Genomic DNA, 26,986 nt, shown 5'->3' with positions numbered 1-26,986 from the left:
TATAAAGATTATTTATTAAATAGCTTCACAATAAAATCAGAACCTTTACCGACTTCTGATTCTACTTTAATTTGTCCATTATGTGCTTCAATGATATGTTTTGTAATTGATAATCCTAATCCTGTTCCACCTGAATCTCTACTTCTTGCTTTATCCACTCTATAAAATCTTTCAAATATTCGTCTTTGTTCATCTACTGATATACCAATACCATTGTCTTTAACTGAAATGACTTGGCCATCTCCATCATTTTTGATTGTAAGAACAATATGACTAGATTTTGGTGAATAACTAATTGCATTTGTTAATAAATTAATCAAAACTTGAGTGATTTTATCTTTATCTCCAAATGAAATAACATTTTCGTCTATTTTGTTTATTATTTCTATGTCTTTCTTCATAGCAACATTGGCAACTGTATTTATTGTATGTTCTCCTATTTCAGTGAGAGATATTTGCTCTTTAGGAATTTCATCATTTTGTTCAATTTTTGATAAATCAAGTAAATCTTGAACTAACGACTGAATTCTATTAGACTCCTCAAGAATAATATTTAAGAACATATCTAATGATTCTGGATCATTTTTAGCACCATCTAACAATGTTTCTGCAAAACCTTTTATAGATGTTATTGGTGTACGTAACTCATGAGATACATTGGCAACAAAATCTTTTCGCATATGTTCTAATTTTTTTAATTTTGTTATATCATGCATAACGACAACCAAACCTAATAAGTTACGCTTTCTTCTAGATAACACAGGTATAACTGATACTTCAAAAAATTTATTATGAACATTATTAATAGTTATTTCAACTTGTTCAAACACCGGTTCTTCTAACTTTAATGATTCATTCATCATTTGAGAGATTTCAGCGTTTGGCATTACATCTTTAAATAATTGACCTTCTGCATTACCAACACGGTCAAATAAATCATGATATGTTTTATTCGCAATAACGATAACACCATCTCTATCTACCATCAATGTTGCACTAGGTATATTTTCTAATGTAGTCTCTAATCTATTTCTTTGTAATTTTTGCTCATTATTTAAATCATCTAAAGTTCTAGCAAGCTCATTTGTATTAATAAATAACTCTTTCGTTTCTTTAACATTACTTTCTGGAACTCTAACACGATATTTTCCTGAAGCTAATAATTTTGTAGCATAAGTTACTTCTTTTATTGGATGTATATAAGAAGTATTAATATATCTAACTACAAAATATATAAGCGGTAACATAAAGCATAGAACGAGTAATAAATACTTCCATATATCTTTTTGAATAATAGATATAGTATCCGTTTGCTTAGCTATAGCTATAGTATAGTCATTGTATTTTTTAGCATATAAAATTTCAGAATCAATTTTGTCAACTGAGAAATATTCATCAAAAGATTTTGCATCTGAAATTGCTTTCTTCTTTTCTTTTTTAAATAGTTTTGTATTATTTTCTGTTGAGTTATAGATTACTTTACCATTTTTTTCTAGATAAATATCTTGCTCAAACACATCAAGTATTTCGTTAATTTTTTCTGGTTCTTTTTTAGCGATGTTATATATTTTTTGAGATTCTGTTTTTAATAATTTTTGCTGTTGTTTAGAAATTAAATCATAACTAGAATTATGAAGGAAAAACCCTAATATAAGAAAACTTACAACAGTGACCGTTGTAAGTATAATTAATAACTTATTATAAAATTTAATCATTGTTCTTTGGTCTTTCTAACTTATATCCTAAACCCCTAACTGTTTTAATAAATTGAGGTTGCTTAGGATTCTCTTCAAGTTTATCCCTCAAATGGCTAATATGTACATCAACTATTCTAGAGTCGCCAGCAAATTCATAATTCCATACTGAATTTAACATATGTTCACGTGTTATAACTCGTCCTTGTCTTTCAATTAAATAAAGTAATAGTTCAAATTCTTTAGGTGTTAATTCTAATAATTCGTCATTTCTATAAACTTCAAAAAAGTCAGGTCTGATTCTAATAGAACCTAAAATAATATCTTCATCGTCATCTGAGTTTTGAGTTTCAACTTGACCGACACGTCGTAAAATTGCTTTAACACGAGCTACCACTTCACGGGGTGAAAATGGCTTCGTCATATAATCATCTGCACCTAATTCTAGACCTAATACTCTATCAAATTCGTCATCCTTGGCAGTAAGCATTAAAATTGGAACTTGATTTTTGTCAGAACGAATCGTTTTACATACTTCAATTCCATCTTTTTCAGGTAACATTACATCTAATACTAATAAATCAGGCTTTTCTTCGTTAACCATTTCTAATGCTTGAACACCATCGTAAGCTACGATTACTTGGTATCCAGCTTGTTCTATATTATATTTCAGCAATGTAACGATAGATTGTTCATCGTCTACAACCAATACTTTTTGTGACATGCAAGGTCCTCCTTAAGCGATTTAATATAATTATAACTTAAATTATTAAAAAAATAATGCATATTTAGAGAACTTTACAAAAAGTTAACACTTTCTAAACATTAAGGCTGATTCTTTACCGAATCAGCCTTATTCCTATTATTTTATTGTAAAATATCTCTAACAACTTTAACTGATTCAGCAGATTCATCTAATAGTTCTTTTTCTTCATCAGTTAAGTCTAATTCAAGGACGCTTTCTATTCCATTTTTACCTAATACAGTAGGCACACCTAAATATATATCATTATATCCATATTCGCCTTCTAAATATGCAATTGAAGGCAATACTCTTTTTTGATCTTTCAAGATTGCTTCAGTCATTTCTATTAAAGCTGCACCAGGTGCATAATAAGCAGAACCATTCCCTAATAGGTTAACGATTTCAGCTCCACCTTTTCTAGTTCTATCTACAATCTCATTAATTTTATCTTGTGATAATAAATTTTCTAATGGTACACCACCAGCTGTAGAATATCTAATTAAAGGTACCATTGTATCACCATGACCACCTAATACGAATCCTGTAACGTCTTTTACAGATAAATCTAAAGCATCTGCGATAAATGTTCTAAATCTTGCAGTATCAAGGACACCAGACTGACCGATTACTCTTTCTTTTGGTAAACCTGATTCTTTATAAACTGTATAAGTCATTGCATCAACAGGATTTGTTAATACTATAATAACTGTATTAGGTGAATATTTAACGATTTGTTCTGTTACTGATTTCATTACATTTTGATTTGTTTGAACTAAATCGTCACGTGACATACCTGGCTTTCTCGCAATACCAGCCGTAATAATAACAACATCTGAGTCTTTAGTATCTTCATAGTTTGAAGTACCTATTACTTTTGAATCAAAAGATAATACTGGAGCACTTTCTGCTATATCGAGTGCTTTTCCTTTAGTAGGATTTTCTGACTGTGGCATATCCACCAAAACAATGTCACCTAATTCCTTTTGAGCTGCAATGAAAGCAGCAGTTGCACCAGTAAATCCTGCACCAATTATTGATATCTTCTTCCTTGCCATAATATTCATCTCCTTATAAATAAAAGGAAGGTTATAAATAACCTTCCTCAATTAATGCTTTATTTATGGTAAATTTTTAATTAATTCATCAGCAAATTCTGAAGATTTAACTTCAGTCGCGCCATCCATTAAACGAGCAAAGTCATATGTTACTACTTTAGAAGCAATTGTTGCTTCTACAGATTGAGTTACTTTATCTGCAGCTTCTTGCCATCCTAAATGTTCTAACATTAATACACCACTAAGTAAAACTGATGAAGGGTTTACTTTGTCTAAACCAGCGTATTTTGGAGCTGTACCGTGAGTAGCTTCAAATATTGCATGTCCAGTTTCATAGTTAATATTCGCTCCTGGAGCAATTCCAATACCACCAACTTGAGCTGCTAATGCATCTGAAATGTAGTCACCATTTAAGTTCATAGTCGCTACAACATCAAATTCAGCTGGGCGAGTTAAGATTTGTTGCAAGAAGATATCAGCAATTGAATCTTTAACAATTAACTTACCTTCTGCTTCAGCATTTGATTGTGCTTTGTTTGCTGCATCTTTACCTTGTTCTTCAACAATTTTATCATATTGTTGCCAAGTAAATACTCTATCACCGAATTCACGTTCTGCAAGATCGTAACCCCATTTTTTGAATGCACCTTCAGTGAATTTCATAATGTTACCTTTATGTACTAAAGTAACATTTCTACGATTGTTATCGAATGCATAGTTAATAGCTGCTCTTACTAGTCTTTCAGTTCCTTCTTTTGAAACTGGTTTGATACCTATACCTGAAGTTTCTGGGAATCTAATGTTTTTAGCACCCATTTCATTTTGTAAGAAGTCTACTACTTTTTTAACATCATCTGTGCCTTCTTGGAATTCAATACCAGCATAAATATCTTCTGTATTTTCACGGAAGATAACCATATCTGTATCTTCTGGACGTTTAACTGGTGAAGGAACACCTTTAAACCAACGTACAGGACGTAGACAAGTGAATAAATCTAACTCTTGACGTAAAGCAACGTTTAGTGAACGAATACCTCCACCAATTGGAGTTGTTAATGGTCCTTTAATTGCGATTAAATATTCTCTAATTGTATCTAAAGTCGCTTCAGGTAACCATTCGCCAGTTTCATCGAATGCTTTTTGACCAGCTAAAACTTCTTTCCATTCGATTTTCTTCTCACCATTATATGCTTTTTCTACTGCAGCATCTAATACTCTACTTGCTGCATTCCAAATATCTGGACCAATTCCGTCTCCGATAATAAATGGTACGACCGGGTTATTTGGAACATTTAATACGCCTTGATTTGTTGTGATTTTTTCTGCTGTCATTATATTATTCCTCCATCTAATTTGTGTTATTTATATTATATTAACTATATTATCGTTTTTCAATCGCTTCGTATTTACGATCACGCGCGCCAGTGTATTCAGCTCTTGGTCTCATTATTCTATTTGTTCTATATTGTTCAAGAATATGAGCTGTCCAACCTGACATACGACTAACTGCGAAAATTGGTGTAAATAAGTCATGATCAATACCCATACTATGATATACAGTAGCACTATAGAAATCTACATTAGGTAATAATCCTTTTTCTTCTTTCATTATTTCAGCAATGCGTAATGAAATTTCAAATAATTCTTTTTGACCTGATTCATCTGTTATACGACGACTCATTTCTTTTAAATATTTAGCTCTTGGATCACCATTTTTGTATACTCTATGTCCAAAGCCCATGATTTTTTCTTTATTTGCTATTTTTTCTTTAATATAATCGTCTGTTTTATCGACTGTACCAATTTCAGTTAACATTTTCATAACTTGCTCGTTAGCGCCACCATGTAATGGTCCTTTAAGAGCTCCAGCTGCTGCAGTTACACCTGAATACATATCAGATAAAGTTGAAACTGCAACTCTCGCTGTAAATGTAGATGCATTAAATTCATGGTCTGCATGTAAAATTAAAGCTTTATTGAAACCTTCAACTTCAACATCAGTTGGAATTTCTCCTCTTAACATATATAAGAAGTTTGCTGCATATGTTAATTCTTTTTTAGGTTTAACAACTTGCTTACCTTGTCTCACACGTGAAAATGAAGCTACTAATGAAGCTATTTTCGCTTGGATTCTAATTGCACGTTCATAATTAGATTCTTCGTCGAATACTTCTGCTTTAGGATCAAAATGAGCAAGATAAGATAACGATGTACGTAATCCTGTCATTGGGTGTATTTTATCCGTTGCATAATCTTCAAAGTGACTATACATTCTTGGATTTAAAGTCATATAATCAAATAACTTCCCATTTAATTCTTCTAATTCTGCTTTATTAGGTAATCTTAAATTCCAAAGTAAAAACATTACCTCTTCAAATAATGCATTTTCAGTTAGATCATCTATTTCATAACCTGCGTAAGTTAATTGATTATCTATAATTGAACTAATTTCAGTTTCAGAAGCAATGATACCTTCTAAACCTTTTGCTACTTGTGCCATAATAATATCCCCCTTACTAAATAATTGCCCATATATGTAATGGCTTTCATATTACATTATATATAATTTCTGTTGATTTGTGAATGCGAAGACCTTTGAAACTTGAAAAAAGTTAGTAATTGAAATTAAATTAAATTAAACAAATGTAAATTTATCGTTTTTATAATATTCATATAATAAATTAAATATACCTCCAAAACGTGAACAACAAAGGATTTTTAAGATAATTATATCTTATCACATTTATCAGATTTAGTCCTTTTTACACTTTAAACATTCATTTTTATTATTATATATGATAAAAATTATAAATCATGATTTAAGTAAAATTTAACCATTAATATACTTAAGTTTTTAATTGCTATTTTCTGACAGCAAGTGCATAATAAAAACATAAAATTTTGAATATGAAAGAAGGAAATAGGTTTTATGTCTAATAATTTACAAAGGGAGTTGAGTAATAGACACGTACAGCTTATTGCTATAGGGGGAGCAATCGGTACTGGTTTGTTTTTAGGCGCTGGAGAAACAATTCATTCTGCCGGTCCATCAATTCTGCTTACCTATATTATTATAGGATTAATACTATTTTTATTTATGCGAGCTTTAGGTGAAATCTTACTGTCAAATACTGATTTTCATTCATTCGCAGATGTAACTCATACATATATCGGACCATTTGCTGGATACATAACAGGATGGACTTACTGGTTCTGTTGGATCGTAACAGGCATGGCTGAAGTTACAGCAGTTGCAAAATACATAAGTTTTTGGTTTCCAAATATACCAACATGGCTAACAGCATTATTTACTATACTCGTTTTAATGTCCTTGAATTTAATGACTGCTAAACTATTTGGAGAATTAGAATTTTGGTTTTCGATTATCAAAATCACAACAATTGTAGCACTAATAATTGTAGGAATTATAATGATTGTTATGGCGTATGAAACACCTTATGGTACTGCATCAATAACACATATATGGGATCATGATGGAATATTTCCAAATGGTATGAATGGATTCTTCATGTCATTCCAAATGGCTACATTTTCTTTTGTTGGAATTGAATTAATAGGTGTCACTGCAGGTGAAACGAAAGACCCTCACAAAACAATTCCGAGAGCAATAAACAGTGTCCCTATTCGTATTATGATTTTTTATGTAGGTTCACTAATTATCATCATGTCTATTACGCCATGGGATAAAATTGATCCTGCAGAAAGTCCATTTGTTAAACTATTTGGCCTCATAGGGATTCCAATAGCTGCAGCAATTATTAACTTTGTAGTTCTTACAGCTGCAGCATCATCTTGTAATAGTGGAATCTTTTCAAATAGTAGAATGCTCTATGGTTTATCTCAAAATGGACAAGCTAATAAAAGATTTGGCGAAACAAACAAGACAGGTGTTCCTTATAAAGCTACACTATTCAGTTGTTTTTTATTAATGATTTCTGTAATTCTAAACTACGTTATAAAAGATGCTGGAGAAGTATTTAAATACGTTACATCAGTTTCAACCGTTTTATTTTTAGTTGTATGGTCGCTGATTATTATTGCTTATATTAAATATCGTAAGATTTCCCCTGAGTTAAATAAAAGTTCTAAATTCAAATTGCCAGGTGGCGTACCAGTAGCATGGATAACATTAATATTCTTTATCTTTGTATTCATTTTATTGATGACAAACAAAATTACCTTAATCGCTATCTTAATCACTCCAATTTGGTTTATCCTTTTAACTTTGATGTATTTTATTCAAAAGAAAAAAGTATTTAAATAAGATAAAGAGCTTGGACACAATGTCCTAGAGATATAAAAAAGAGTAGAAATTCATTGTTGAAAGTGAATTTCTACTCTTTTTATATATAGGTTATTCACACTTCTTTCGACTTGTGTGAATATAGCTATCCTTGCTTACACTTCTCCTGACTTTTGTGAATATAACTATCCTTACTTACACTTCTCTCGGCTTGTGTGAATATAAAGGACCTATGACAAAGAGGATGAGACAAATTAATTGTCTCATCCTCTTTTAAAGTTAATCTATATATTAAAGTACGTTAGCGTATCCTTCATATATTTTATGTTGTTTAGGATCTAATGTAATTAAAGTACCGTCTACAATTTTTTGACGAGCATCTTCTACTCCAACTATTGTTGCAACGCCTAAGTTAAGTCCAACTACAGCTGCGTGTGAAGTTAAACCACCTTCTTCAGTTACAATCCCTTTTGCTTTTTCTAAGTAAGGAACCATTTCTGCATCTGTAGATTGTGTAACTACGACTGATTCACTTAAATCTTTTCCTTTTAAATCTTCAGCTTTATTTACAACTACTGCTTTACCTACTGTTGAATTATGACCAATACCTTGACCTTTAGCTAATTCATCCCCAACTAAATGTATTTTCATTAAGTTAGTTGTACCTGATTCTCCAGTAGGAACACCTGCTGTAATAATGATTAAATCACCATTATCAACTAAACCAGTGTTTACTGCTGTTGATACTGCATTGTTTAATAACTCATCCGTATTTTGCTCACCTTTTTTAACAACCGGTAAAACGCCCCATACTAATGTCATATGACGAGCAGTTGTTTCGTTTGGTGTTACAGCAATGATATGTGAATGTGGTCTATATTTAGAAATTGTTTGTGCAGTTGCTCCACTTTCTGTTGCAGCTACGATTGATTCTACATTCAAGTTTAATGCTGTATGTGCCACTGATACACCTATAGCATTTACTAAGTTTGTGTCTATCATTTTTGAACGATCTGACAATAATTTTTTGTAATCTTGTGCATCTTCAGCAGCTACTGCGATATTTTGCATAGTACGTACAGCTTCTTCTGGATATAATCCAGCTGCAGTTTCACCAGATAACATTACTGCATCTGTACCGTCATAAATAGCGTTGGCTACGTCACTTGCTTCAGCTCTTGTACAACGAGGATTTCTTTGCATTGAGTCTAACATTTGTGTAGCTGTAATAACTGGTTTACCTAATTTATTACATTTCTTAATTAATTGTTTTTGAACCATTGGTACAGCTTCTGGTAAGATTTCAACACCCATATCACCACGAGCTACCATTAATCCGTCTGAAACTTGAAGAATTTCATCGATATTTTCAATTCCTTCTTCATTTTCAATTTTAGGAATAATTTTAATTGTATTGTTTTCTTTTTCTTCTAAAATTCCACGAATATCTAAAACATCTGAAGGACGTCTTACGAAACTTGCAGCTATGAAATCTACATTTTGTTCAATACCAAAACGAATATCGCTAGCATCTTTCTCAGTAATACCTGGAAGATTTACTTTAACACCTGGTAAGTTAACACCTTTTTTATTTTTAAGTTCTCCTGTATTCTCTACATGACAAACGACTTCACCTTTAGTAACGTCTATAGATTTAACAGTAAGTTCTATTAAACCATCATCAAGTAGAATTGTTGAACCAACTTCAAGGTCTTCAGCTAATTTCTCATAAGTTACTGAAAATGCTTCAGGAGTACCTTCAACTTCTGTTGTTTTAACTGTAACTTCACTACCTTTAGTAAGTTCAATTAAACCATTTTTCATATTATTCGTTCTGATTTCTGGACCTTTAGTGTCAAGTAAGATACCAATGTTTTTGTTTAATTTTGCACTTACTTTTCTAATTGTATCTATACGACCTTTATGTTCTTCGTGACTGCCGTGAGAGAAGTTCAATCTAGCGACGTTCATCCCTGCAAGCATTAATTTTTCTAACATTTCTTCTGATTCTGATGCTGGACCTATCGTACATACAATTTTTGTCTTTCTCATTTTAAAATGACCTCCATAGTTTTTACTTGATTTAAATAGATAATTGATGCGCTAATTCATACATTTTGTTATCGATATTATGTTCTGATTGGAATATTCCATCAAAGTGAGTACATGTTAACTCATTTTGTTGAATGCCAACTGCTTTAGCACTTTCACCTTGCATAAGTAATTCGACAGCGTATCCACCTAATCTTGATGCTAATACTCTATCCATACCTGTAGGTGTACCACCTCTTTGAATATGACCTAAACATGAAACGCGTGTATCAATGTTGATATATTTTTTTAATTCTTCGCCGCATTGATTACCTGTCATAACACCTTCAGCACATACAATAATTGAGTGTTTCTTACCACGATCCATGCCTTGTTGGATTTTTTCAGCAATTTCTTCTATGTCCGCTTTTACTTCTGGAATTAAAATTGTTTCAGCTCCAGCAGCTAATCCTGACCATAATGCTAAATCCCCAGCATCTCTACCCATAACTTCGATAATAAAAGTACGTTCATGACTTGATGCCGTATCCCTAATTTTATCAACAGACTCTATAATTGTGTTAAGAGCTGTGTCAAAGCCGATTGTGAAGTCAGTACCATTTATATCATTATCGATTGTACCTGGTACACCAATTGTTTTAAGGTTCTTTGCTTCTTCACTTAATCTTTGTGCGCCTCTATAGCTACCATCGCCTCCGATAACAACCAAGCCTTCTATACCTCTTTTTTCAAGGTTATCGATAGCTTTAGCACGAACTTCTTTTTCTTTAAATTCTGGACACCTTGCAGAATAAAGGAATGTTCCACCTCTTTGAATCATGTCACCTACTGAGCCTAATTCAAGTTTTTCAATATTATCATTGATTAAACCTAAATATCCTTGGTAAACACCATAAACTTCAATATCATGATAAATAGCTTTACGAACAACCGCACGAATAGCTGCGTTCATCCCTGGTGAATCTCCACCACTCGTTAATACTGCAATTTTTTTCATAAATATACAGACCTCTCTTGTTATATGTTTGTTAATTTAAAAATAACACAAATAATTGCTTGATTCCATTAAAACTAACGTTATTTAGATATGTAAACGTCTTCTTAAACAAAGATTCTAAGTTTTGTAATATTCGGAATCTTGAAAACGCTATACATTTATTTCTATTATGCATATATACTCATAACAAAGAAAAAGAAAAGTCTTTTAAACAAGACTTTTCTTTTCCATGTTTGTTATTAATCAATATAACTTCCTATATTACGATACTTTTTAAACCTATCTTCAACTAAACTTTCTGGAGATAATGTTTTTAACTCAGACATATGTTTGTTAATTGAAGTCTTTATAAGTGTTGCTTGGTTTTCTAAATGTTTATGTGCTCCACCAAATGGTTCTTTAACCACTTCATCTACAACCCCTAATTCAAATAAATCAGGAGCAGTAATTTTCATCGTTTCAGCTGCCATTTGTGCTAAACTTGAATCTTTCCATAATAATGCAGCTGCACCCTCAGGAGAGATTACAGAATACGTACTATTTTCAAGCATAAGTAAACGGTTCGTAACACCTAAACCAAGTGCTCCGCCGCTTCCTCCTTCACCAATTACGATAGAAATAACGGGAACAGTTAATGAAGCCATTTCAATTAAGTTTTTAGCAATTGATTCACTTTGGCCACGTTCTTCAGCAGCTTTACCTGGATACGCACCTTTTGTATCAATAAAGGTTATAATAGGACGGTTGAATTTTTCTGCTTGTTTCATTAATCTCAAAGCTTTACGATACCCTTCAGGATGTGCCATACCGAAGTTTCGGTAAATATTATCTTTCGTATCTTTACCTCTTTGATGACCAATAACTGTTACAGGTAATCCATTAAAATAAGCTAATCCACCTATTAATGCTGGATCATCTCTAAATGTACGATCGCCATGTAATTCTATAAAGTCATCAAATATATATGGAATATAATCTAGCGTTGTTGGTCTTTCTTGCAACCTAGCAACTTGTACTCTATCCCAAGGCTTTAAGTTTTTATATATTTGTTCTGTTTCTTTAGACAAAGTTGCTTCTAATATTTCAATTTCATCTAATAAATTAACACCATGCTTTTCTTGATAAGCTTTTAGAGATGCTATCTTCTCTTTAATCTCTTCTAAAGGTTTTTCAAATTCAAGCATTATCTCTCACCTCGTTGTGATGCATCTTAAGAACAGTACTTAATGTTTTGTACATATCTTTTCTATGTACAACTTTATCAAGTTGTCCATGATCTAGTAAAAATTCTGCCGTTTGGAAATCATCAGGTAGTTTTTCACTTATAGTTTGTTCAATGATTCTTCTACCTGCGAATCCAATTAATGCTTTTGGTTCTGCAAAATTTAAATCCCCTACAGATGCGAAACTAGCTGAAACGCCTCCTGTAGTTGGATGTGTCATATAAGAAATAAAAAGTAAACCTTTATCACTATGACGTTTGATTGAAACGCTTGTTTTAGCCATTTGCATAAGTGAAATTATACCTTCTTGCATCCGTGCACCACCACTTGCTGTAAATAATACAAATGGTAAATCATGATCTGCACAATAATCTACTATTCTACAAATTTTCTCTCCGACTACTGCACCCATACTACCCATTCTAAATCTGGAATCCATAACGCAAATACCATAAGGGATACCATCTATTGTTGTAACACCTGTAACAACAGCATCATTAAGACCTGTTTTTTGTCTATCTTTTTCAAGCTTATCTTCATATCCAGGAAATTCTAAAGGATTTGAAGCAGTCATACCGACATCGAATTCTTTAAACGCGTCTTCATCACTTACAGTTTTAATTCTGTCGTGAGCACTAAGCGCAATATGATGATCACAATTAAAACAAACATTTAAATTTTGTACGAGTTCTTTCGTATACATAATTTTTTTACATTTTGGACATTTAGTCATAATACCTTCTGGCACGTCATTATCTTTACTGTTTTGAACAGTTACATATTTTTTCTTTTTTTGGTTTCGATTGAACAAGTCTTTAAACATGTCACTATCCCCCTGATCTTATTTACAATTATCTCTTTCAAATCTATCACTATATTGAGAGAGTAGTTTCCAAATCATATACATAATTTGATTATTATTAGAAGAAACAAGTTCTTCTTTTGAATTTGTTTCGATGCTATTATGTTCTTCACAAAAATTTTCAATCATCCATTTAAGCTCATTTATTTCATCTAATTGAGATTCATTATGGATCAAAAACCTACCAATCAAATCAAAAAGTTGGTGTTGGTACATATCACTTAGAAATGTACCTTCACCTCTCCTAGTATGTATTACACCGAGAAGCTCTAATGCTCTAAGAGCTTCTCTTATACTTGAACGCCCGACATTAAGTGTCTCACTTAAAAATCTTTCAGAAGGTAGCTTTTCGCCCACTTGAATATTTTTTTCAACAATAATTGATTGAATTTGTTCGACAATCTTGATTAAACCTTTTTGCTTATTTTTATCCAATGTGGTGCCTCCTTCCCAAACTATGACAAGTCAGCTAATTCGTATGTTTTTCGCTCAATTTCATCTAAATCGACTTCAATACGTGCTACGCCTGATTCCATACCGGCTTTAGCTACAGCTCTTGCAACATAAGGTGCAACTCTTGCATCAAATGGACCAGGTATTACATAGTCTGAATTTAATTCATCTTCTGAAACTAAGTTAGCAATGGCTTCTACAGCCGCTTGTTTCATTTCTTCGTTTATATGTGTTGCTCTAATATCTAAAGCACCTCTAAATATACCAGGGAATGCTAATACATTATTAATTTGATTTGGAAAATCTGAACGTCCTGTGCCTATAACTTTTGCACCAGCTTCTTTTGCAATATTAGGCATAATTTCAGGAACCGGATTGGCCATAGCAAAAATAATTGGGTCCTCTGCCATAGTTTCAACTAATTCTTTTGTTAATGCGCCTTCTACTGAAACACCAACAAAAACATCAGCTTCTTTAATAACATCTTCTAGTTTTCCTTCGATTTTGTCTTTATTAGTCCATTTAGCCACAAAATCTTTTGTAGGATTCATTCCATAAGGACGATCTTCATAAATTGCACCTCTAGAATCACACATAATCATGTTTCTTACGCCATAACTATATAATAATTTTATAATTGCAATACCAGCAGCACCAGCGCCATTTAAGACTACTTTTATATCGGATAATTTTCTGTCAGTAATTTTGAGTGCATTTATTAATCCAGCCACTGTGACGATTGCAGTACCATGTTGATCATCATGAAATACAGGTATTTTAGTTTCTTTTTTAAGTCTCTCTTCAATTTCAAAACATCTAGGAGCTGAAATGTCTTCTAAGTTAACGCCGCCATAGTTAGGTTCTAATAGTTTAACTGTGTTTACAATTTCATCAACATCTGTCGTGTTTAATGCTATTGGTACGCCATCTACGCCTGCAAAGCTTTTAAATAATACTGCTTTACCTTCCATAACTGGAATACTTGCTTCAGGACCAATATCTCCAAGACCTAATACAGCAGTACCATCAGTAATAACTGCTACAGCATTTGATTTCATTGTATAGTCATATACTTTACGTACATCTTCATGTATATCTTTACATGGCTCAGCAACTCCCGGTGAATAAGCAAGGCTTAATTCCTCTTTATTAGTAACTTTAACCTTTGCGTAGACACCTAATTTACCTTGTTTTTCTTTGTGCATATATAGAGCATCGTCTCTTAGTGACAAAATGATCATCCCTTCATTTTATGTATCTATCCCTTTATTATACATGAAATTTTATTATTTAAATTAAAAAATTCTTCACAGTGGTCAGACCACCATGAAGAATACTATATCATAATTTATTTAATTAATAAAGACTATAAAAGTCGTACATTTTCATAACCTACTATATTTATAAATTCTTCAAAATCACCTTTATTCAAATTTAAATATCCAAGTGATTTTGAGGTAAAATCATCATCGTTAAAGTATGTTACTTTAATTTTACTTTCCTCTGATTTTGTTACCCATTCATCCAGACTTGTCACATTTCTAACCACAACTTCTTTAGTAGTTGCTAACTTTTCTTTTTTAAAGTCTTCTAACGTTTCTATACTATTAATAATGATTTGCATCTTTCCATTTCTTTTCTCAAACTTACCTTGAATAATAATTGGTACGCTTATAATTTCAGTTGTTTCAATTAGTTTATATGCATCTGGAAAAATAACACCTTCCACTTCATTTATACCATCAATTATATTTACAAAAGCCATATTTTGCCCTTTTTTAGTCCTAATTTTTCTTAATGAAGCAATCATGACTAACATAGGTACTTTGTCATTTTGTATTCTAATTGGATAAATAGATAAATATTGGAGTTCTTTGAATAATGATAGAATAGGATGTTCAGTCGCATAAAATCCTAAATATTCTTTTTCATATTCACTTTTCATAAGACTAGGCATTTCTTCAACTTCTTTGAATTCTTTTTTTACATTTAAGCCTAGTTCTGCAAGTAAATTATTGGCATCTCCAACTGACTCACTACTTTCATAAACATCGTCAATTGACTGTAACATGGTAGCTCTTGTTTGACCGAAAGTATCTAATGCACCTGAATAAATAAGTGATTGTATCATTTTTTTATTTTTCACTTTATTAGGAAGTCTATGAACAATATCATACATGTCTTTATATTTACCATTTGTCTTTCTTTCATCGACAATACTTTTGACACTTTGATAACCAACACTTTTTATTGCCCCAAGTGACGTGTAAATTCCGTCTGAAGTTGCTTTATAAAACCACTCACTATCGTTAATGGATGGTGGATAAATTTTAACACCTATTCTTTTCAATTCAGTTACCATTTGTTCAGTTTTCACTTCATTACCTACTACATTGGATAGTATAGAGGCATAAAAATAAGTCGGATAATGAACTTTTAAATATGTCATGATATATGCAATTTTACTGTAAGCTACAGCATGAGCTTTCGGATAACCGTAATCAGCAAATTTAAGAATTAAATCAAATATTTTTATTGCTGTTGATTCCTCGTACCCACGTTCTAAGCTTCCGTTAACAAAATGCTTTCTTTCATTTTCTAGTACTGCTCTATTTTTCTTACTCATCGCACGTCTTAGAATATCCGCTTCACCATAAGAAAATCCAGCAAATTTGCTTGCAATTTGCATAATTTGTTCTTGATAAATAATAACACCATATGTTGATTTCAATATACCTTCTAAATCTGGATGTAAGTATTCAATTTGTTCATTCTGTCTACGCCGTTTTATATAAGTAGGAATTTCTTCCATTGGGCCAGGTCTATAAAGAGAAGTTACGGCAACAATATCCAAGAAATGATCAGGCTTTAATCTTTTTAATACACTTCGAACGCCTTGTGATTCAAGTTGGAATATTCCTGTAGTTTCCCCTCTTGATAAAAGCTGAAAAACTTTAGCATCGTCGAAAGGTATTTCTTCAATATCTATATTTTTATTTTCTTGATATTTAACTTGATTAACGACTTGTTGAATAATAGATAAGTTTCTTAATCCAAGAAAGTCAATTTTCAGCAAGCCTATTTTTTCAGTTTCTGTCATTGTCCACTGTGTTAAAACACCCGTGTCACCCATCATAGTAGGAACAAATTGATGTAATGATTGGTCATTTATAATAATACCCGCTGCATGAGTAGACGTATGACGCGGTAATCCTTCAAGTTGTTTACTGAGTTCAAACCATTTTTCATGTAAATGATTTTGATTAACAAATTGCTTAAATTCTTCACTCTCATAAGCTTCGTTCAGTGTAATACCTAATTTATGTGGTATCAGTTTAGATATATAATTTAAAGTCGCATCATCAAACTGTAAAATTCTTCCTACATCTCTTGCCACCGCTCTTGCTTGTAAATGACCATATGTAACAATACCTGCTACTTTATTGTCTCCATATTTATTTTGTACATATTGAATTACTTTATCTCTTTTAGTATCTTGAAAATCAATATCAATATCTGGCATTGTTACACGCTCTGGATTTAAAAAACGTTCAAATAACAGATCAAACTCTATCGGATCAATCGTCGTTATATTTAAAATATAACTAACTAATGAACCTCCTGATGATCCACGTCCTGGTCCGACTAGTACATTTTGTTCTTTAGCATATTGAATCAAATCACTAACAATTAAAAAGTAATCAGCATAGCCCATTGAGACAATAATGTCATATTCGTATTTTAATCTTTTTTCATATTCTTCATTGAATTGTGGGTATCTTTCTTTATTAATCATTAACAATTCCCAAAGGTATTCATTACTTGTTTTATGCTCTGGTGTGTCAAATTTAGGTAATAAATCTTGATGATATGTAATTTCAACGTTACATTTTTGCGCTATCTCATCAGTATTTTCAATATATTCATTTGAAACATCTATATTCGGTAATTCTTTTTCAGATAAGAAATGTCTGTTTATATTCTTGTTAAAATCACTAATCGTTAATTTTTCATTATTTTTAATCGCTTTTAAACCAATCAAACTATCTCCGTCATCTTGATTCAAATATAATGCAGATTGTATATACACTTTTTTATGTGTTAATTCCGCACTAGAATTATGAGATAAATATTTATCATCATCATTAATTTGAATTGCTTGGAATAAATAGGCATTATCTGGGCTAAGTTGTTTTGCTATAATGATTAACCCATCAGAATAAGTATTCAACCACTCAACAGGCGTTGAAAACCGCTCTTTAAGAGAAATTGCTGATGATAGTTTAATTAAATTATGATAACCAATATTGTTTTTTGCTAATAAAACGCATTCAACTTGATTAAGTTGATCATCTAAATATACTGTTAATCCAATAATCGGCTTTATATTTACCTTTAAACATTCATCATAAAATTGTAATGCACCGTGCATAACATTTAAATCCGTTAAAGCTAGCGCTTGATAATTTTCATCTTTACCTTTTTCAACGACATCTGAAATTCTGATGCTTGAATTTAATAAATCATATGATGAATGAATATTTAAATGACTTACCATGCGCTACACCTCCTAAATTTCAGATTTAATATCTGCAGTTAATGCATCAAACTCTTCCCAACTATATACGGAGGCACCTGAAGCATTTGGATGTCCACCACCATTATACTTAGCAGCTATGTGATTGATTGTAATTCCTTTTGAACGTATTCTACATCTAATTTCTTTACCTTCATCGACAGCAAATACCCATGCTTTAAGTCCTTTAATATCTGCAACTGTATTTACAAATAATGAAGCTTCGTTAGGTTTTAAATTAAATTTTTCAAGAATGTCTTTCGTAATTTTTATAGAACAAAAGCCTTCACCATCATAATTGAAGTTTTGTAATATATAACCTTGAAAGTGTAATAACTCAGGTTCACGTTCACTTAATTGATTGAGTAGTCTATTACGTTCAAACTCTTGCGTCATCAATTGTGCTGCAACTTCCATAGTATGTGGTGTTGTGTTATCAAACAAGAATCTTCCAGTATCTCCAACAATACCTAAATATAAAACTCGGCTTGCTCGCTCACTTACATTTGAGTCATTCAAATTCCATGAATGATTTAAATCAAAGATTATCTCACTAGTCGATGATGCATTTGTATTAACGAAATTAATATCACCATATGAATCAACTGGTGGATGATGATCTATTTTAATTAGTTCTGAACCTTTGTTAAATCGTTCATCATCAATTCTAGGTGAATTAGCTGTATCACATACAATCACTAGTGCACCATTATAAGTATCATCAGATATTTCATCTAAATCACCTATAAATTCTAAAGTAGGTTCTGATTGCCCTACTGCATATATATTCTTTTCTGGAAAAGTATCTTGTAATATATATTTCAATCCTAACTGTGAACCGTATGCATCAGGATCCGGTCTCACATGTCTATGTATTATAATTGTTTCATATTGCTTAATTTTATTTAATATTTCTTCCATTGTTATCCTTCTTTCTTTATATTTACTTATATTTTATTAATTGATATAATTCGATTTGGTAGGAGGAATAAATCATGTCACCTGAAATTATGTCCACATTTGTTGCTTTAGCAGTAACAATTATGATTCTAGCTTTAATATTTGCAATTTTAAATCTTGCGCGTTCATTTAGAACAAAACGCGATGTTAGAAAAGCCTATCATAAAGCTCGCTCTAGATTTTATTTCGGTATATTTATGATAGCATTTGCAGTTGATCAAGTATTTTTATTTCCAACTTTAGTAACGTATATCATTGTAATCGTATTATTATTCTTTGGTATTTTGAATCTTACTTATGGTTATAAAGCAAGCAAATACTTTAAAGGCAACTTACCCATTGAAAATAAAGCTTGGGAAGAGTTCGAACAAAAAAAGCATAATTAATTTCTTTAAAAGCGTTGTATTTATAACGCTTTTTTATTTTTCGAAAATTTGACACATAAGTAAAGCTTTGGCAACTGTTGCACTTCCACTAACCATAGTCACTTCAAATTTAGCAAATAATCTTCCGATATCTAAAGTAGAGATTTTCACTTCGACTTCATCATCTATTTGAACAGTCTTTATATAATAAATATCTATATGTTCAATCATAATTTCAGATTTTTTCATTTTTCGTATTTCATAACGTAATGCTTCTTCAATGACAGCAATATATACAGATTTCGTCATCATACCAAATTGATTTGTAAGTTGTGGCGATATATTTACAACAACATTTCCATTAACCATCGTTATTTGTTTCGCAATTTGGTCATGAATTGTTTCTCCAATTTGTGGTTGTTTACTCATTAACTGCATAGTCTTTAATACATCTTCTCTTGATATAATACCAATCAATTCTTTAGAACTAGAAACAACTGGTAACAATTCTATACCTTCCCAAATCATGAGATGCGCACAGGTTGCAATCGTTGTATTCAAATGTGCAACTATAGGTGATTTAGTCATTAATGGTTTAATACTTCTATCTAGTTCTTCATTCACAATGTCTTTACTTGTCAAGATACCCACAACTTTCGATTCACTGTCAATTACAGGAAAACGTGTGTGAGAAGTAAGTTGGGATAATTCATTCCAATCTCTTACTTTTTGCGTGTCATCAAGATGAGAAGTTGATTCTATAGGTATCATAATATCTTCGACCATTAGAATTTCTTTCTTAATCATTTGATCATAGATGGCTCTATTAATAACATTTGCTACTAAAAAAGTGTCGTAATTTGAAGAAATAATTGGTAGTTCAAATTCATTAGCATATTCAATAATTTCTTCATTTGCTTCAAACCCACCAGTAATTAGTACTGCCGAACCTCTCTTTAAAGCTTCCAATTGAACATCAGCGCGGTTACCCACTATAAGCAATGTATTTTTAGTTAAATATTTTACTACATCATTTAACTCCATTGCCCCAATAGCAAATTTGGATAATGTTTTATATAAACCTTGCTTTCCGCCTAATACTTGACCATCTACTATTTTAACAATTTCGTTAAAAGTTAAATTCTCAATTTGTTCTCTAGACTTACGCTCAATTCTAACAGTACCAACTCTATCAATTGAAGCTACGAGCCCTTTGTTATCCGCTTCTTTTATTGCTCGATAAGCAGTACCTTCTGAGACATTTAAATCTTTGGCTATCTGCCTGACAGAGATTTTATGTCCAACAGATAACGACTCAATGTACTTTATAATTTGTTCATGTTTCGTCATGTTTATACCCTCTATCAAATTTAATGAATTACTTTCTATTATACATTTTTGAGTGGTTAAATGATATGTTTACAAAAGAAAAGTGGTTGCGTTTATATGCAACCACTTCTAATCTCTATTTTATAATTCGACGTATTCTCCTGCTTTTAGAATACTTACTTCAGATGACGTAACAGCCTTTTCAAACTCTTTAGGATCTTGCTTAATATAATCAAATGTATCGTAATGTATTGGTACTACTTTTTTAGGTTTAATAAATTCATTAATTGCATAACTTGCATCATCAATTCCCATCGTGAAATTATCGCCAATTGGAATGAAACATAAATCAACTGGATGTCTATCTGCAATTAATTTCATATCGCTAAATAATCCTGTATCTCCTGTATGGTAAATCGTTCCAGCTTCAGTTTCTAATACAATCCCTGCTGGCATACCTAAATAAACAATTTCACCATTTTCTTCTGTAATGCTATTACTATGAAATGCTTGAACGTATTTAACTTTACCAAATTTGAATTCAACATTGCCTCCAATATTCATTGGATGTAAGTTTTCAAGATTATATTTATTTGATAAATAATCAATCGCTTCTGGGAAAGCAATTACTGTTGCACCAGTTCTTTTTGCAATGCTAGCAGTATCACCTAAATGATCTCCATGACCATGAGTTAAAATAATATAATCGACCTCTACTTCATCTGCTGTTAAATCTGACATTGGATTTCCAGTAATAAATGGATCCACAATCACTTTTTGTCCTTTACTCTCAAAATAGATTACTGATTGTCCATGAAATGATACTTTCATGACTTTCCCTCCTCATATTGTCTTTTCCATATGTTATATACCCTAAATTTGAATTTATGAATCAAGAAGTCTAAAATAATAATGTAAGAAAGAGAAGCGGGAGGCATAATAATGAAACATAATGAAATTACAACATTTTTAAAAGAAAAAGGTGTAGATGCGGCATGGATAACAACTCCATTAAATATTTTTTATTTAACGGGTTATTTATCTGAGCCTCATGAACGATTATTTAGTTTATTAATTACTAAAGATGGTGACGAAACTTTATTTTGTCCAAAAATGGAAGTAGAAGAAGCTAAGAACGCTGGTTTCAAAGGCAATATCGTTGGTTATTTAGATACTGAATCACCTTTTGATATAATCGAGCAACAATCTTATAAAACATTTGCAATAGAATCTGAACATTTATCTGTTAAAAGACTTCGTGAAATTGAAAAAGCTTTTAACGTAGAAACAATTGTCGATATTGATCAAGTATTAAAAGATATTAGAAATGTTAAAACAGATAATGAAATTGAAATGTTACAAGAAGCGGCTAAATATGCAGATTTAGCTATTCAAGCTGGTGTTGAAAAGTTAGAAGAAGGTATTTCTGAAATAGAAGTATTAAATCATATCGAAACAACGATGAAACAACATGGCATTTCAAAAATGAGCTTCGATACTATGGTGTTGTTTGGCGACCATGCTGCTGCTCCGCATGGTACACCTGGAGATAGAAAGTTAAAAGACAATGAATATGTGTTATTTGATTTAGGTGTAATTTATAAAGGTTACTGTTCAGACATAACTAGAACAGTTCCATTCGGTACACCATCAGAAAAAGCTAAAGAAATTTATAATGTTGTACTTAATGCAAACAAACAAGCTATAGACATGATAAAACCTGGTGCTAAAATTTCAGACTGCGATAAAGTAGCAAGAGATATTATTAGTAATGCAGGTTATGGTGAATACTTCCCTCATAGACTAGGACATGGACTCGGATTAAGTGTTCACGAATTCCCTGACATCTCTAGTACAAATAAGGATGAATTCCAAGAAGGTATGGTATTAACAGTAGAACCAGGTATTTACGTTCCTACAGTTGCCGGCGTTAGAATTGAAGATGATATTGTCGTAACTAAAGACGGACATAAAATTTTGACTGGATATAAAAAATGATCAAAGAAGCTTGCGTAGAAACAATTACTCAAATAAATAACGCTATTAAAAACGGTGCTAACAGAATAGAACTTTGTGATAACCTTTCAGTAGGTGGCACAACGCCAAGCTATGGAATGGTAAAAATAGCAGTAGAACTTTGTCATCAAAACAATGTCGAAGTTGCAGTTATGATTAGACCACGTGGCGGAGATTTTAATTATGATTACTTTGAATACGAAATAATGAGACAAGACATCATACAATTAAAAGAATTAAATGTTGATGCCTTTGTATTTGGTTGCTTAGACGAAAACGAACACTTAGATGAATGGAAAATGCAGTCTTTAAAAGAAGCATGTGGTGTAATACCAGCCGTTTGTCATATGGCATTTGATTCCATCAATCCGTACAACCAACTTAAATCATTAGATTGGTTAATCAACCAACAATTTACTCGTTTATTAACACATGGCGGACCAAGTGACACTTCAATATTCGATAACGTAAACCATCTCGGCAAATTGTTAATCCATTCAAAAGGAAACATAACAATCATGCCAGGTGGCGGACTAAATAAAGATAATTTATCAGCATTAACAGAAGATATCCCATTTGATGAAGTCCACGGTACGAAAATAGTATAAGTATTAATATAAATCCGCATCTCATTAAGGTATGAGATGCGGATTTTAGTGTGTTATGGTATGAGATGATTACACTTCTTTCCACTTGTGTCATCATAGGCATCCTTAGTTACACTTCTCTCGACTTGTGTCACCATGGACATCCTTAGTTACACTTCTACTGACTTGTGTCACCAAGAGCATCCTTAGTTACACTTCTTTAGACTTGTGTCAGCAAGAGCATCCTTAGTTACACTTGTTTCCACTTGTGTCAGCATGGGCATCCTTAGTAACACTTCTTTAGACTTGTGTCAGCATGGGCATCCTTAGTTACACTTCTTTAGACTTGTGTCAGCATGGGCATCCTTAGTTACACTTCTTTAGACTTGTGTCAGCATGGGCATCCTTAGTTACACTTCTTTAGACTTGTGTCAGCATGGGCATCCTTAGTTACACTTCTCTCGACTTGTGTCACCAAGAGCATCCTTAGTTACACTTCTTTAGACTTGTGTCAGCAAGAGCATCCTTAGTTACACCTCTCTCGACTTGTGTGAACATAAACACTGATATTCATAATATTCACTAAAAAACTAAACTTAGATTTTTTCATATTATTCTATATAAAATCTTTTATTTCGCACATTTTGACTTTTAAAATGTTTTTGACACACTCTTCTAACTGTATGAGCTTGTACTGGTTGACACCACTCTATTGCCTCTTTTAATTTAAATGGCTTTCTTTTGATTATAAAAAGTTCTTGTAAGTTAGAATAAATAATATTTTCACTATTTAAATGTTCCTTACAATAATAGCAAAAATATTTTCTTTGAAACTTACTAAAAGATATCGTATACATTTTTCTACATTTTGGACATCTTAATCCTGATGCTACTTTATCTTTTACTAAAGCAATATTCTTATGATAATATGTCGAATGGATTGATTCAAATTGTTTCAATATAGTCAAAATCACTTCATTATCTAATTCGTGATGGGTATCAATGATTTTAAAAAGTTGGGGAATTTCATGAAGAAGTATAATATTTGGTGGTCTTTCTCCGACTATATTAAAGTGAGGGTTTGTAAATATAATAAATGTTTGTATTTCTCTGCTAATACCCGTTTTATTTAAAATATTTTGTACTTCTTTTTTTATCTTAGCTACTTGTAGCATTGGTGAATGATATTTCTGTCCATTTGAACTTTTAATATAATCATCTTCAAAGAACCATTCATTACTATAGTGCTTAATTTCGAAAATAAAAATTTTCTCTGATGCTGCAACCAAAAAATCAATTTGTACATGATTTGACACACTTATTTCAAAGTTACTTATATATTTGATATTTTCTATTGTATCTAATACTGACTTAAAGTACTTTTCTCCTTCATCTCCTAATTGGTCAACATACATTTCTTTTCTTTGCTCTATTGAAAAATTTGTTCTTCCTTCTAAAGCTCTTAAATAAATTTTATAGTCTTTACTATTCATTTGCTCACCTTTCTCGTCGTTGTTATAAGTAAATCAATAAAATTACATACAAATTATAGTTGTTCATATTTATTTTCTCAAGCTGCAAAAAAACAAAAAATCCTGTCTCAGGCTTTAGAGAGACAGGTTTTTTTCAATTTCTGCTTATTTTAATATTTCTTGATATGGTGTGAATTCTTTATCAAAAGCTTTAGCTACTTCTTCATAAGTTAATTTACCATGAATTGTGTTTAAACCTTTTGCTAGTGCTTCATTATCTTGACATGCTTTTACATAGCCTTTGTTTGCTAATTGAATTGCATATGGTGTAGTTGCATTATTTAATGCAATTGTAGATGTTCTTGGAACTGCTCCTGGCATGTTAGCAACTGCATAATGTACTACGTCATGTTTTACGTATGTTGGATCATCATGTGTTGTAATTCTGTCTGAAGTTTCGAATGATCCACCTTGGTCAATTGCGATATCTACTAAAACTGAACCTGGTTTCATTTTTTTAACCATATCTTCAGTTACAAGTTTCGGGGCTTTTGCTCCTGGAATAAGTACTGAACCAATAACTAAATCACTTCCAACTACTGCTTCTTCAATATTTAAAGGTGATGACATCATTGTTTGAACACTTGCACCAAATAAATCGTCTAATTGTTGTAAACGTGTTGGATTTAAGTCAATAATTGTTACGTCTGCGCCAAGTCCAACTGCCATTTTAGCAGCATTTGTACCAGCTTGTCCTCCACCAATTATTGTAACTTTACCGCGTTTAACACCTGGAACACCAGATAATAGTATACCAATTCCACCATTAGTTTTTTGAAGAAATTGCGCGCCGATTTGTGTCGACATTCTACCTGCAACTTCACTCATTGGAGCTAATAATGGTAATGAACGATTGCTTAACTGTACAGTTTCGTAAGCTATTGATGTAACTTCTTTTTCTAATAATGCGTTAGTTAAAGACTCTTCTGCTGCTAAATGTAAGTATGTAAATAAAATTAAATCTTTTTTGAAAAATTGATATTCTTCTTTAAGTGGTTCTTTAACTTTCATAACCATATCTACATTCCAAGCTTGTTCTTGACTAACAATTTCTGCGCCAGATTGTTTATAATCTTCGTCAGTGAATTGTGAACCAATTCCAGCTTCTGTCTCAACTTTAACTACATGATTTTGTGCGATTAAACTAGCTACGCCACTAGGTGTTAATGCCACCCTATTTTCATTATTTTTAATTTCTCTTGGTACCCCTATAATCATTTTACATTCCTCCTTGACTCAATCTTAACGCCACTAATTTGAAAGCGCAATCATTATTATTTATTTTTTATATTATCTTTATTTTCTAAATTTTCAAATAATTATTACTGCATTTATACTTTAACATATTTCTCATAAAACTGTTCAATATTTCCTTTTATTTAAAAGTTTAAATGTTATTTTTTCAGAAAATTATGATATAATTAAACAAAAGAACTAGGAGGCGGTTTTTATGTTAACTTACAAAAATATTTTAATAGCTGTAGATGGTTCAACTGAGTCAGAATGGGCATACAACAAAGCTGTGGCAGTCGCTAAACGTAATGATGCAAAATTAACAATCGTCAATGTTGTAGATTCTCGATCTTATGCAAGTGTCGAGGCTTACGATACTCAAATAGTAAATAAAGCTACTAGCTTTGCTGAAAGTTTACTATCTGGATATAAAGAATTCGCTGAAAAAAATGGCGTTTCTAATGTAGCAACTAAACTTGAATTTGGTTCACCAAAAACAGTTATTCCTAAAAAATTAGCAATAGATTATGATGTAGACCTTATTATGTGTGGTACTTCCGGCTTAAATGCTGTTGAACGATTTATCGTAGGTTCAGTTTCTGAATCAATCGTGCGAAATTCACCTTGTGACGTTCTAGTTGTTAGAACAGAAACAATGCCAGATGACTTCGAACCTATTGTAGCTACACAAGAATTATTTGATGAACACCATGAAAGTAAATAATTCTTACAATATAAAAAAGCGTTCAGTATAACTGAACGCTTTTTTCTTATATTTATTTATTATCTACATTTTGATTTTTTAAATTTTGTTTGTTTTCTTGTTTTTGTTTTCTAGATTGTTCTTTAGCTACTCTTCTCGTTACTATTCTGACTAAACGCATTAACGCTCTCTCTGGTCTCATAAATATCCTCCTCAAAATAGACATTAATTAGTTATATCCAATCAAGATAATTTTAAACATATATATATTCACTTTAAGTGCGGTTTTTACTAAAAAATTCGCATAAAAAAACTGTCAACAAAGTCTCATACTTTATTG

23 protein-coding genes are annotated in these 26,986 nt (G+C 31.7%); 5 read left to right on the top strand and 18 right to left on the bottom strand.

The annotated features are described in order from the left end of the window. Positions 1–8: 8 nt before the first annotated feature. The 5 genes from pnpS to B2G86_RS01695 form a co-directional block, all read right to left on the bottom strand. Positions 9–1,715, bottom strand: a complete 1,707-nt coding sequence (gene pnpS / locus B2G86_RS01715; RefSeq protein WP_078356417.1) for a two-component system histidine kinase PnpS — start codon at positions 1,713–1,715, stop codon at positions 9–11. Next, complete coding sequence (locus tag B2G86_RS01710) at positions 1,708–2,418, bottom strand: response regulator transcription factor (protein WP_078356416.1); 711 nt, start codon at positions 2,416–2,418, stop codon at positions 1,708–1,710. Before B2G86_RS01710 ends, pnpS begins: the two co-directional genes overlap by 8 nt. A 143-nt stretch (positions 2,419–2,561) precedes the next feature. Continuing rightward, on the bottom strand, positions 2,562–3,494 hold the full coding sequence (gene mdh / locus B2G86_RS01705) for a malate dehydrogenase (RefSeq protein ID WP_078356415.1): 933 nt from the start codon (positions 3,492–3,494) through the stop codon (positions 2,562–2,564). Between the two features lie 63 nt (positions 3,495–3,557). Further along, on the bottom strand, positions 3,558–4,826 hold the full coding sequence (gene icd / locus B2G86_RS01700; protein WP_078356414.1) for an NADP-dependent isocitrate dehydrogenase: 1,269 nt from the start codon (positions 4,824–4,826) through the stop codon (positions 3,558–3,560). 49 nt (positions 4,827–4,875) lie between these two features. Beyond that, the gene (locus B2G86_RS01695; protein ID WP_078356413.1) at positions 4,876–5,994 is read right to left on the bottom strand and encodes a citrate synthase; all 1,119 of its coding nucleotides are present in this window, start codon (positions 5,992–5,994) and stop codon (positions 4,876–4,878) included. Between the two features lie 429 nt (positions 5,995–6,423). Between B2G86_RS01695 and B2G86_RS01690 the strand changes: the two genes are divergently transcribed. Further along, complete coding sequence (locus B2G86_RS01690) at positions 6,424–7,779, top strand: amino acid permease (protein WP_078356412.1); 1,356 nt, start codon at positions 6,424–6,426, stop codon at positions 7,777–7,779. Between the two features lie 270 nt (positions 7,780–8,049). Here B2G86_RS01690 and pyk read toward each other — a convergent pair whose 3' ends face one another. From pyk to B2G86_RS01650, 8 genes are all read right to left on the bottom strand, one after another. Then, positions 8,050–9,810 carry a pyruvate kinase gene (gene pyk, locus B2G86_RS01685; protein ID WP_078356411.1) on the bottom strand — a complete coding sequence of 587 codons (1,761 nt, stop codon included), beginning with the start codon at positions 9,808–9,810 and terminating at the stop codon, positions 8,050–8,052. 31 nt (positions 9,811–9,841) lie between these two features. After that, complete coding sequence (gene pfkA, locus B2G86_RS01680) at positions 9,842–10,807, bottom strand: 6-phosphofructokinase (protein WP_078356410.1); 966 nt, start codon at positions 10,805–10,807, stop codon at positions 9,842–9,844. A gap of 239 nt (positions 10,808–11,046) precedes the next feature. Beyond that, positions 11,047–11,991 carry an acetyl-CoA carboxylase carboxyltransferase subunit alpha gene (locus B2G86_RS01675; RefSeq protein ID WP_078356409.1) on the bottom strand — a complete coding sequence of 315 codons (945 nt, stop codon included), beginning with the start codon at positions 11,989–11,991 and terminating at the stop codon, positions 11,047–11,049. Further along, positions 11,984–12,853 (bottom strand): acetyl-CoA carboxylase, carboxyltransferase subunit beta, encoded by an 870-nt coding sequence (gene accD, locus B2G86_RS01670; RefSeq protein ID WP_078356408.1) that lies wholly within the window; start codon positions 12,851–12,853, stop codon positions 11,984–11,986. The genes B2G86_RS01675 and accD overlap by 8 nt, the downstream gene beginning before the upstream one ends. A gap of 18 nt (positions 12,854–12,871) precedes the next feature. Further along, positions 12,872–13,327 carry a FadR/GntR family transcriptional regulator gene (locus B2G86_RS01665; RefSeq protein WP_078356407.1) on the bottom strand — a complete coding sequence of 152 codons (456 nt, stop codon included), beginning with the start codon at positions 13,325–13,327 and terminating at the stop codon, positions 12,872–12,874. A 20-nt stretch (positions 13,328–13,347) separates the two neighbouring features. Then, positions 13,348–14,577 carry an NADP-dependent malic enzyme gene (gene ystJ, locus B2G86_RS01660; RefSeq protein ID WP_078356406.1) on the bottom strand — a complete coding sequence of 410 codons (1,230 nt, stop codon included), beginning with the start codon at positions 14,575–14,577 and terminating at the stop codon, positions 13,348–13,350. 134 nt (positions 14,578–14,711) lie between these two features. Beyond that, on the bottom strand, positions 14,712–17,903 hold the full coding sequence (locus B2G86_RS01655; RefSeq protein ID WP_078356405.1) for a DNA polymerase III subunit alpha: 3,192 nt from the start codon (positions 17,901–17,903) through the stop codon (positions 14,712–14,714). 12 nt (positions 17,904–17,915) lie between these two features. Next, positions 17,916–18,842, bottom strand: a complete 927-nt coding sequence (locus B2G86_RS01650) for a DHH family phosphoesterase (protein WP_078356404.1) — start codon at positions 18,840–18,842, stop codon at positions 17,916–17,918. A gap of 74 nt (positions 18,843–18,916) precedes the next feature. Here B2G86_RS01650 and B2G86_RS01645 point away from each other — a divergent pair, with 74 nt between their 5' ends. Then, complete coding sequence (locus B2G86_RS01645) at positions 18,917–19,267, top strand: YtpI family protein (protein WP_078356403.1); 351 nt, start codon at positions 18,917–18,919, stop codon at positions 19,265–19,267. Positions 19,268–19,300: 33 nt separating this feature from the next. Here the strand turns inward: B2G86_RS01645 and B2G86_RS01640 are convergent, their stop codons facing one another. Further along, positions 19,301–20,596 (bottom strand): DRTGG domain-containing protein, encoded by a 1,296-nt coding sequence (locus B2G86_RS01640; RefSeq protein ID WP_078356402.1) that lies wholly within the window; start codon positions 20,594–20,596, stop codon positions 19,301–19,303. 120 nt (positions 20,597–20,716) lie between these two features. Continuing rightward, complete coding sequence (locus B2G86_RS01635; protein WP_078356401.1) at positions 20,717–21,406, bottom strand: metal-dependent hydrolase; 690 nt, start codon at positions 21,404–21,406, stop codon at positions 20,717–20,719. Between the two features lie 111 nt (positions 21,407–21,517). Here B2G86_RS01635 and B2G86_RS01630 point away from each other — a divergent pair, with 111 nt between their 5' ends. Both B2G86_RS01630 and B2G86_RS01625 read left to right on the top strand, forming a co-directional pair. Further along, positions 21,518–22,573 (top strand): M24 family metallopeptidase, encoded by a 1,056-nt coding sequence (locus B2G86_RS01630; RefSeq protein WP_088368987.1) that lies wholly within the window; start codon positions 21,518–21,520, stop codon positions 22,571–22,573. Next, positions 22,570–23,199: a copper homeostasis protein CutC gene (locus tag B2G86_RS01625; RefSeq protein ID WP_078356399.1), complete on the top strand. Its 630-nt coding sequence runs from the start codon at positions 22,570–22,572 to the stop codon at positions 23,197–23,199. The genes B2G86_RS01630 and B2G86_RS01625 overlap by 4 nt, the downstream gene beginning before the upstream one ends. A gap of 590 nt (positions 23,200–23,789) precedes the next feature. On the opposite strand, the gene B2G86_RS01620 is transcribed toward B2G86_RS01625, so the two are convergent. Together B2G86_RS01620 and ald are read right to left on the bottom strand one after the other, a co-directional pair. Next, the gene (locus B2G86_RS01620) at positions 23,790–24,671 is read right to left on the bottom strand and encodes a nuclease-related domain-containing protein (RefSeq protein ID WP_078356398.1); all 882 of its coding nucleotides are present in this window, start codon (positions 24,669–24,671) and stop codon (positions 23,790–23,792) included. 144 nt (positions 24,672–24,815) lie between these two features. Further along, entirely contained in the window at positions 24,816–25,928 is a 1,113-nt protein-coding gene (gene ald / locus B2G86_RS01615) for an alanine dehydrogenase (RefSeq protein ID WP_078356397.1), read from the bottom strand. Between the two features lie 232 nt (positions 25,929–26,160). Between ald and B2G86_RS01610 the strand changes: the two genes are divergently transcribed. Continuing rightward, positions 26,161–26,667, top strand: coding sequence for a universal stress protein (locus tag B2G86_RS01610; RefSeq protein ID WP_078356396.1), 507 nt, complete (start codon positions 26,161–26,163; stop codon positions 26,665–26,667). Positions 26,668–26,719: 52 nt separating this feature from the next. Here the strand turns inward: B2G86_RS01610 and B2G86_RS13545 are convergent, their stop codons facing one another. Continuing rightward, the gene (locus B2G86_RS13545; RefSeq protein WP_256681917.1) at positions 26,720–26,848 is read right to left on the bottom strand and encodes a hypothetical protein; all 129 of its coding nucleotides are present in this window, start codon (positions 26,846–26,848) and stop codon (positions 26,720–26,722) included. Between the last annotated feature and the right edge of the window lie 138 nt (positions 26,849–26,986).

Origin of the sequence: Mammaliicoccus fleurettii (assembly GCF_002018435.1) — a bacterium.
GTDB lineage: Bacteria > Bacillota > Bacilli > Staphylococcales > Staphylococcaceae > Mammaliicoccus > Mammaliicoccus fleurettii.
The sequence above is the reverse complement of the archived record's forward strand: the minus strand, read 5'-3'. Positions and strand labels throughout refer to the sequence as shown.

Excerpts from the sequence above, each read along its gene's own strand:
- pnpS (WP_078356417.1), bottom strand. The coding sequence starts at position 1,715 with ATGATTAAATTTTATAATAAGTTATTAATTATACTTACAACGGTCACT.
- B2G86_RS01710 (WP_078356416.1), bottom strand. The coding sequence starts at position 2,418 with ATGTCACAAAAAGTATTGGTTGTAGACGATGAACAATCTATCGTTACA.
- mdh (WP_078356415.1), bottom strand. The coding sequence starts at position 3,494 with ATGGCAAGGAAGAAGATATCAATAATTGGTGCAGGATTTACTGGTGCA.
- icd (WP_078356414.1), bottom strand. The coding sequence starts at position 4,826 with ATGACAGCAGAAAAAATCACAACAAATCAAGGCGTATTAAATGTTCCA.
- B2G86_RS01695 (WP_078356413.1), bottom strand. The coding sequence starts at position 5,994 with ATGGCACAAGTAGCAAAAGGTTTAGAAGGTATCATTGCTTCTGAAACT.
- B2G86_RS01690 (WP_078356412.1), top strand. The coding sequence starts at position 6,424 with ATGTCTAATAATTTACAAAGGGAGTTGAGTAATAGACACGTACAGCTT.
- pyk (WP_078356411.1), bottom strand. The coding sequence starts at position 9,810 with ATGAGAAAGACAAAAATTGTATGTACGATAGGTCCAGCATCAGAATCA.
- pfkA (WP_078356410.1), bottom strand. The coding sequence starts at position 10,807 with ATGAAAAAAATTGCAGTATTAACGAGTGGTGGAGATTCACCAGGGATG.
- B2G86_RS01675 (WP_078356409.1), bottom strand. The coding sequence starts at position 11,991 with ATGCTTGAATTTGAAAAACCTTTAGAAGAGATTAAAGAGAAGATAGCA.
- accD (WP_078356408.1), bottom strand. The coding sequence starts at position 12,853 with ATGTTTAAAGACTTGTTCAATCGAAACCAAAAAAAGAAAAAATATGTA.
- B2G86_RS01655 (WP_078356405.1), bottom strand. The coding sequence starts at position 17,903 with ATGGTAAGTCATTTAAATATTCATTCATCATATGATTTATTAAATTCA.
- B2G86_RS01650 (WP_078356404.1), bottom strand. The coding sequence starts at position 18,842 with ATGGAAGAAATATTAAATAAAATTAAGCAATATGAAACAATTATAATA.
- B2G86_RS01645 (WP_078356403.1), top strand. The coding sequence starts at position 18,917 with ATGTCACCTGAAATTATGTCCACATTTGTTGCTTTAGCAGTAACAATT.
- B2G86_RS01640 (WP_078356402.1), bottom strand. The coding sequence starts at position 20,596 with ATGACGAAACATGAACAAATTATAAAGTACATTGAGTCGTTATCTGTT.
- B2G86_RS01635 (WP_078356401.1), bottom strand. The coding sequence starts at position 21,406 with ATGAAAGTATCATTTCATGGACAATCAGTAATCTATTTTGAGAGTAAA.
- B2G86_RS01630 (WP_088368987.1), top strand. The coding sequence starts at position 21,518 with ATGAAACATAATGAAATTACAACATTTTTAAAAGAAAAAGGTGTAGAT.
- B2G86_RS01625 (WP_078356399.1), top strand. The coding sequence starts at position 22,570 with ATGATCAAAGAAGCTTGCGTAGAAACAATTACTCAAATAAATAACGCT.
- B2G86_RS01620 (WP_078356398.1), bottom strand. The coding sequence starts at position 24,671 with ATGAATAGTAAAGACTATAAAATTTATTTAAGAGCTTTAGAAGGAAGA.
- ald (WP_078356397.1), bottom strand. The coding sequence starts at position 25,928 with ATGATTATAGGGGTACCAAGAGAAATTAAAAATAATGAAAATAGGGTG.
- B2G86_RS01610 (WP_078356396.1), top strand. The coding sequence starts at position 26,161 with ATGTTAACTTACAAAAATATTTTAATAGCTGTAGATGGTTCAACTGAG.
- B2G86_RS13545 (WP_256681917.1), bottom strand. The coding sequence starts at position 26,848 with ATGAGACCAGAGAGAGCGTTAATGCGTTTAGTCAGAATAGTAACGAGA.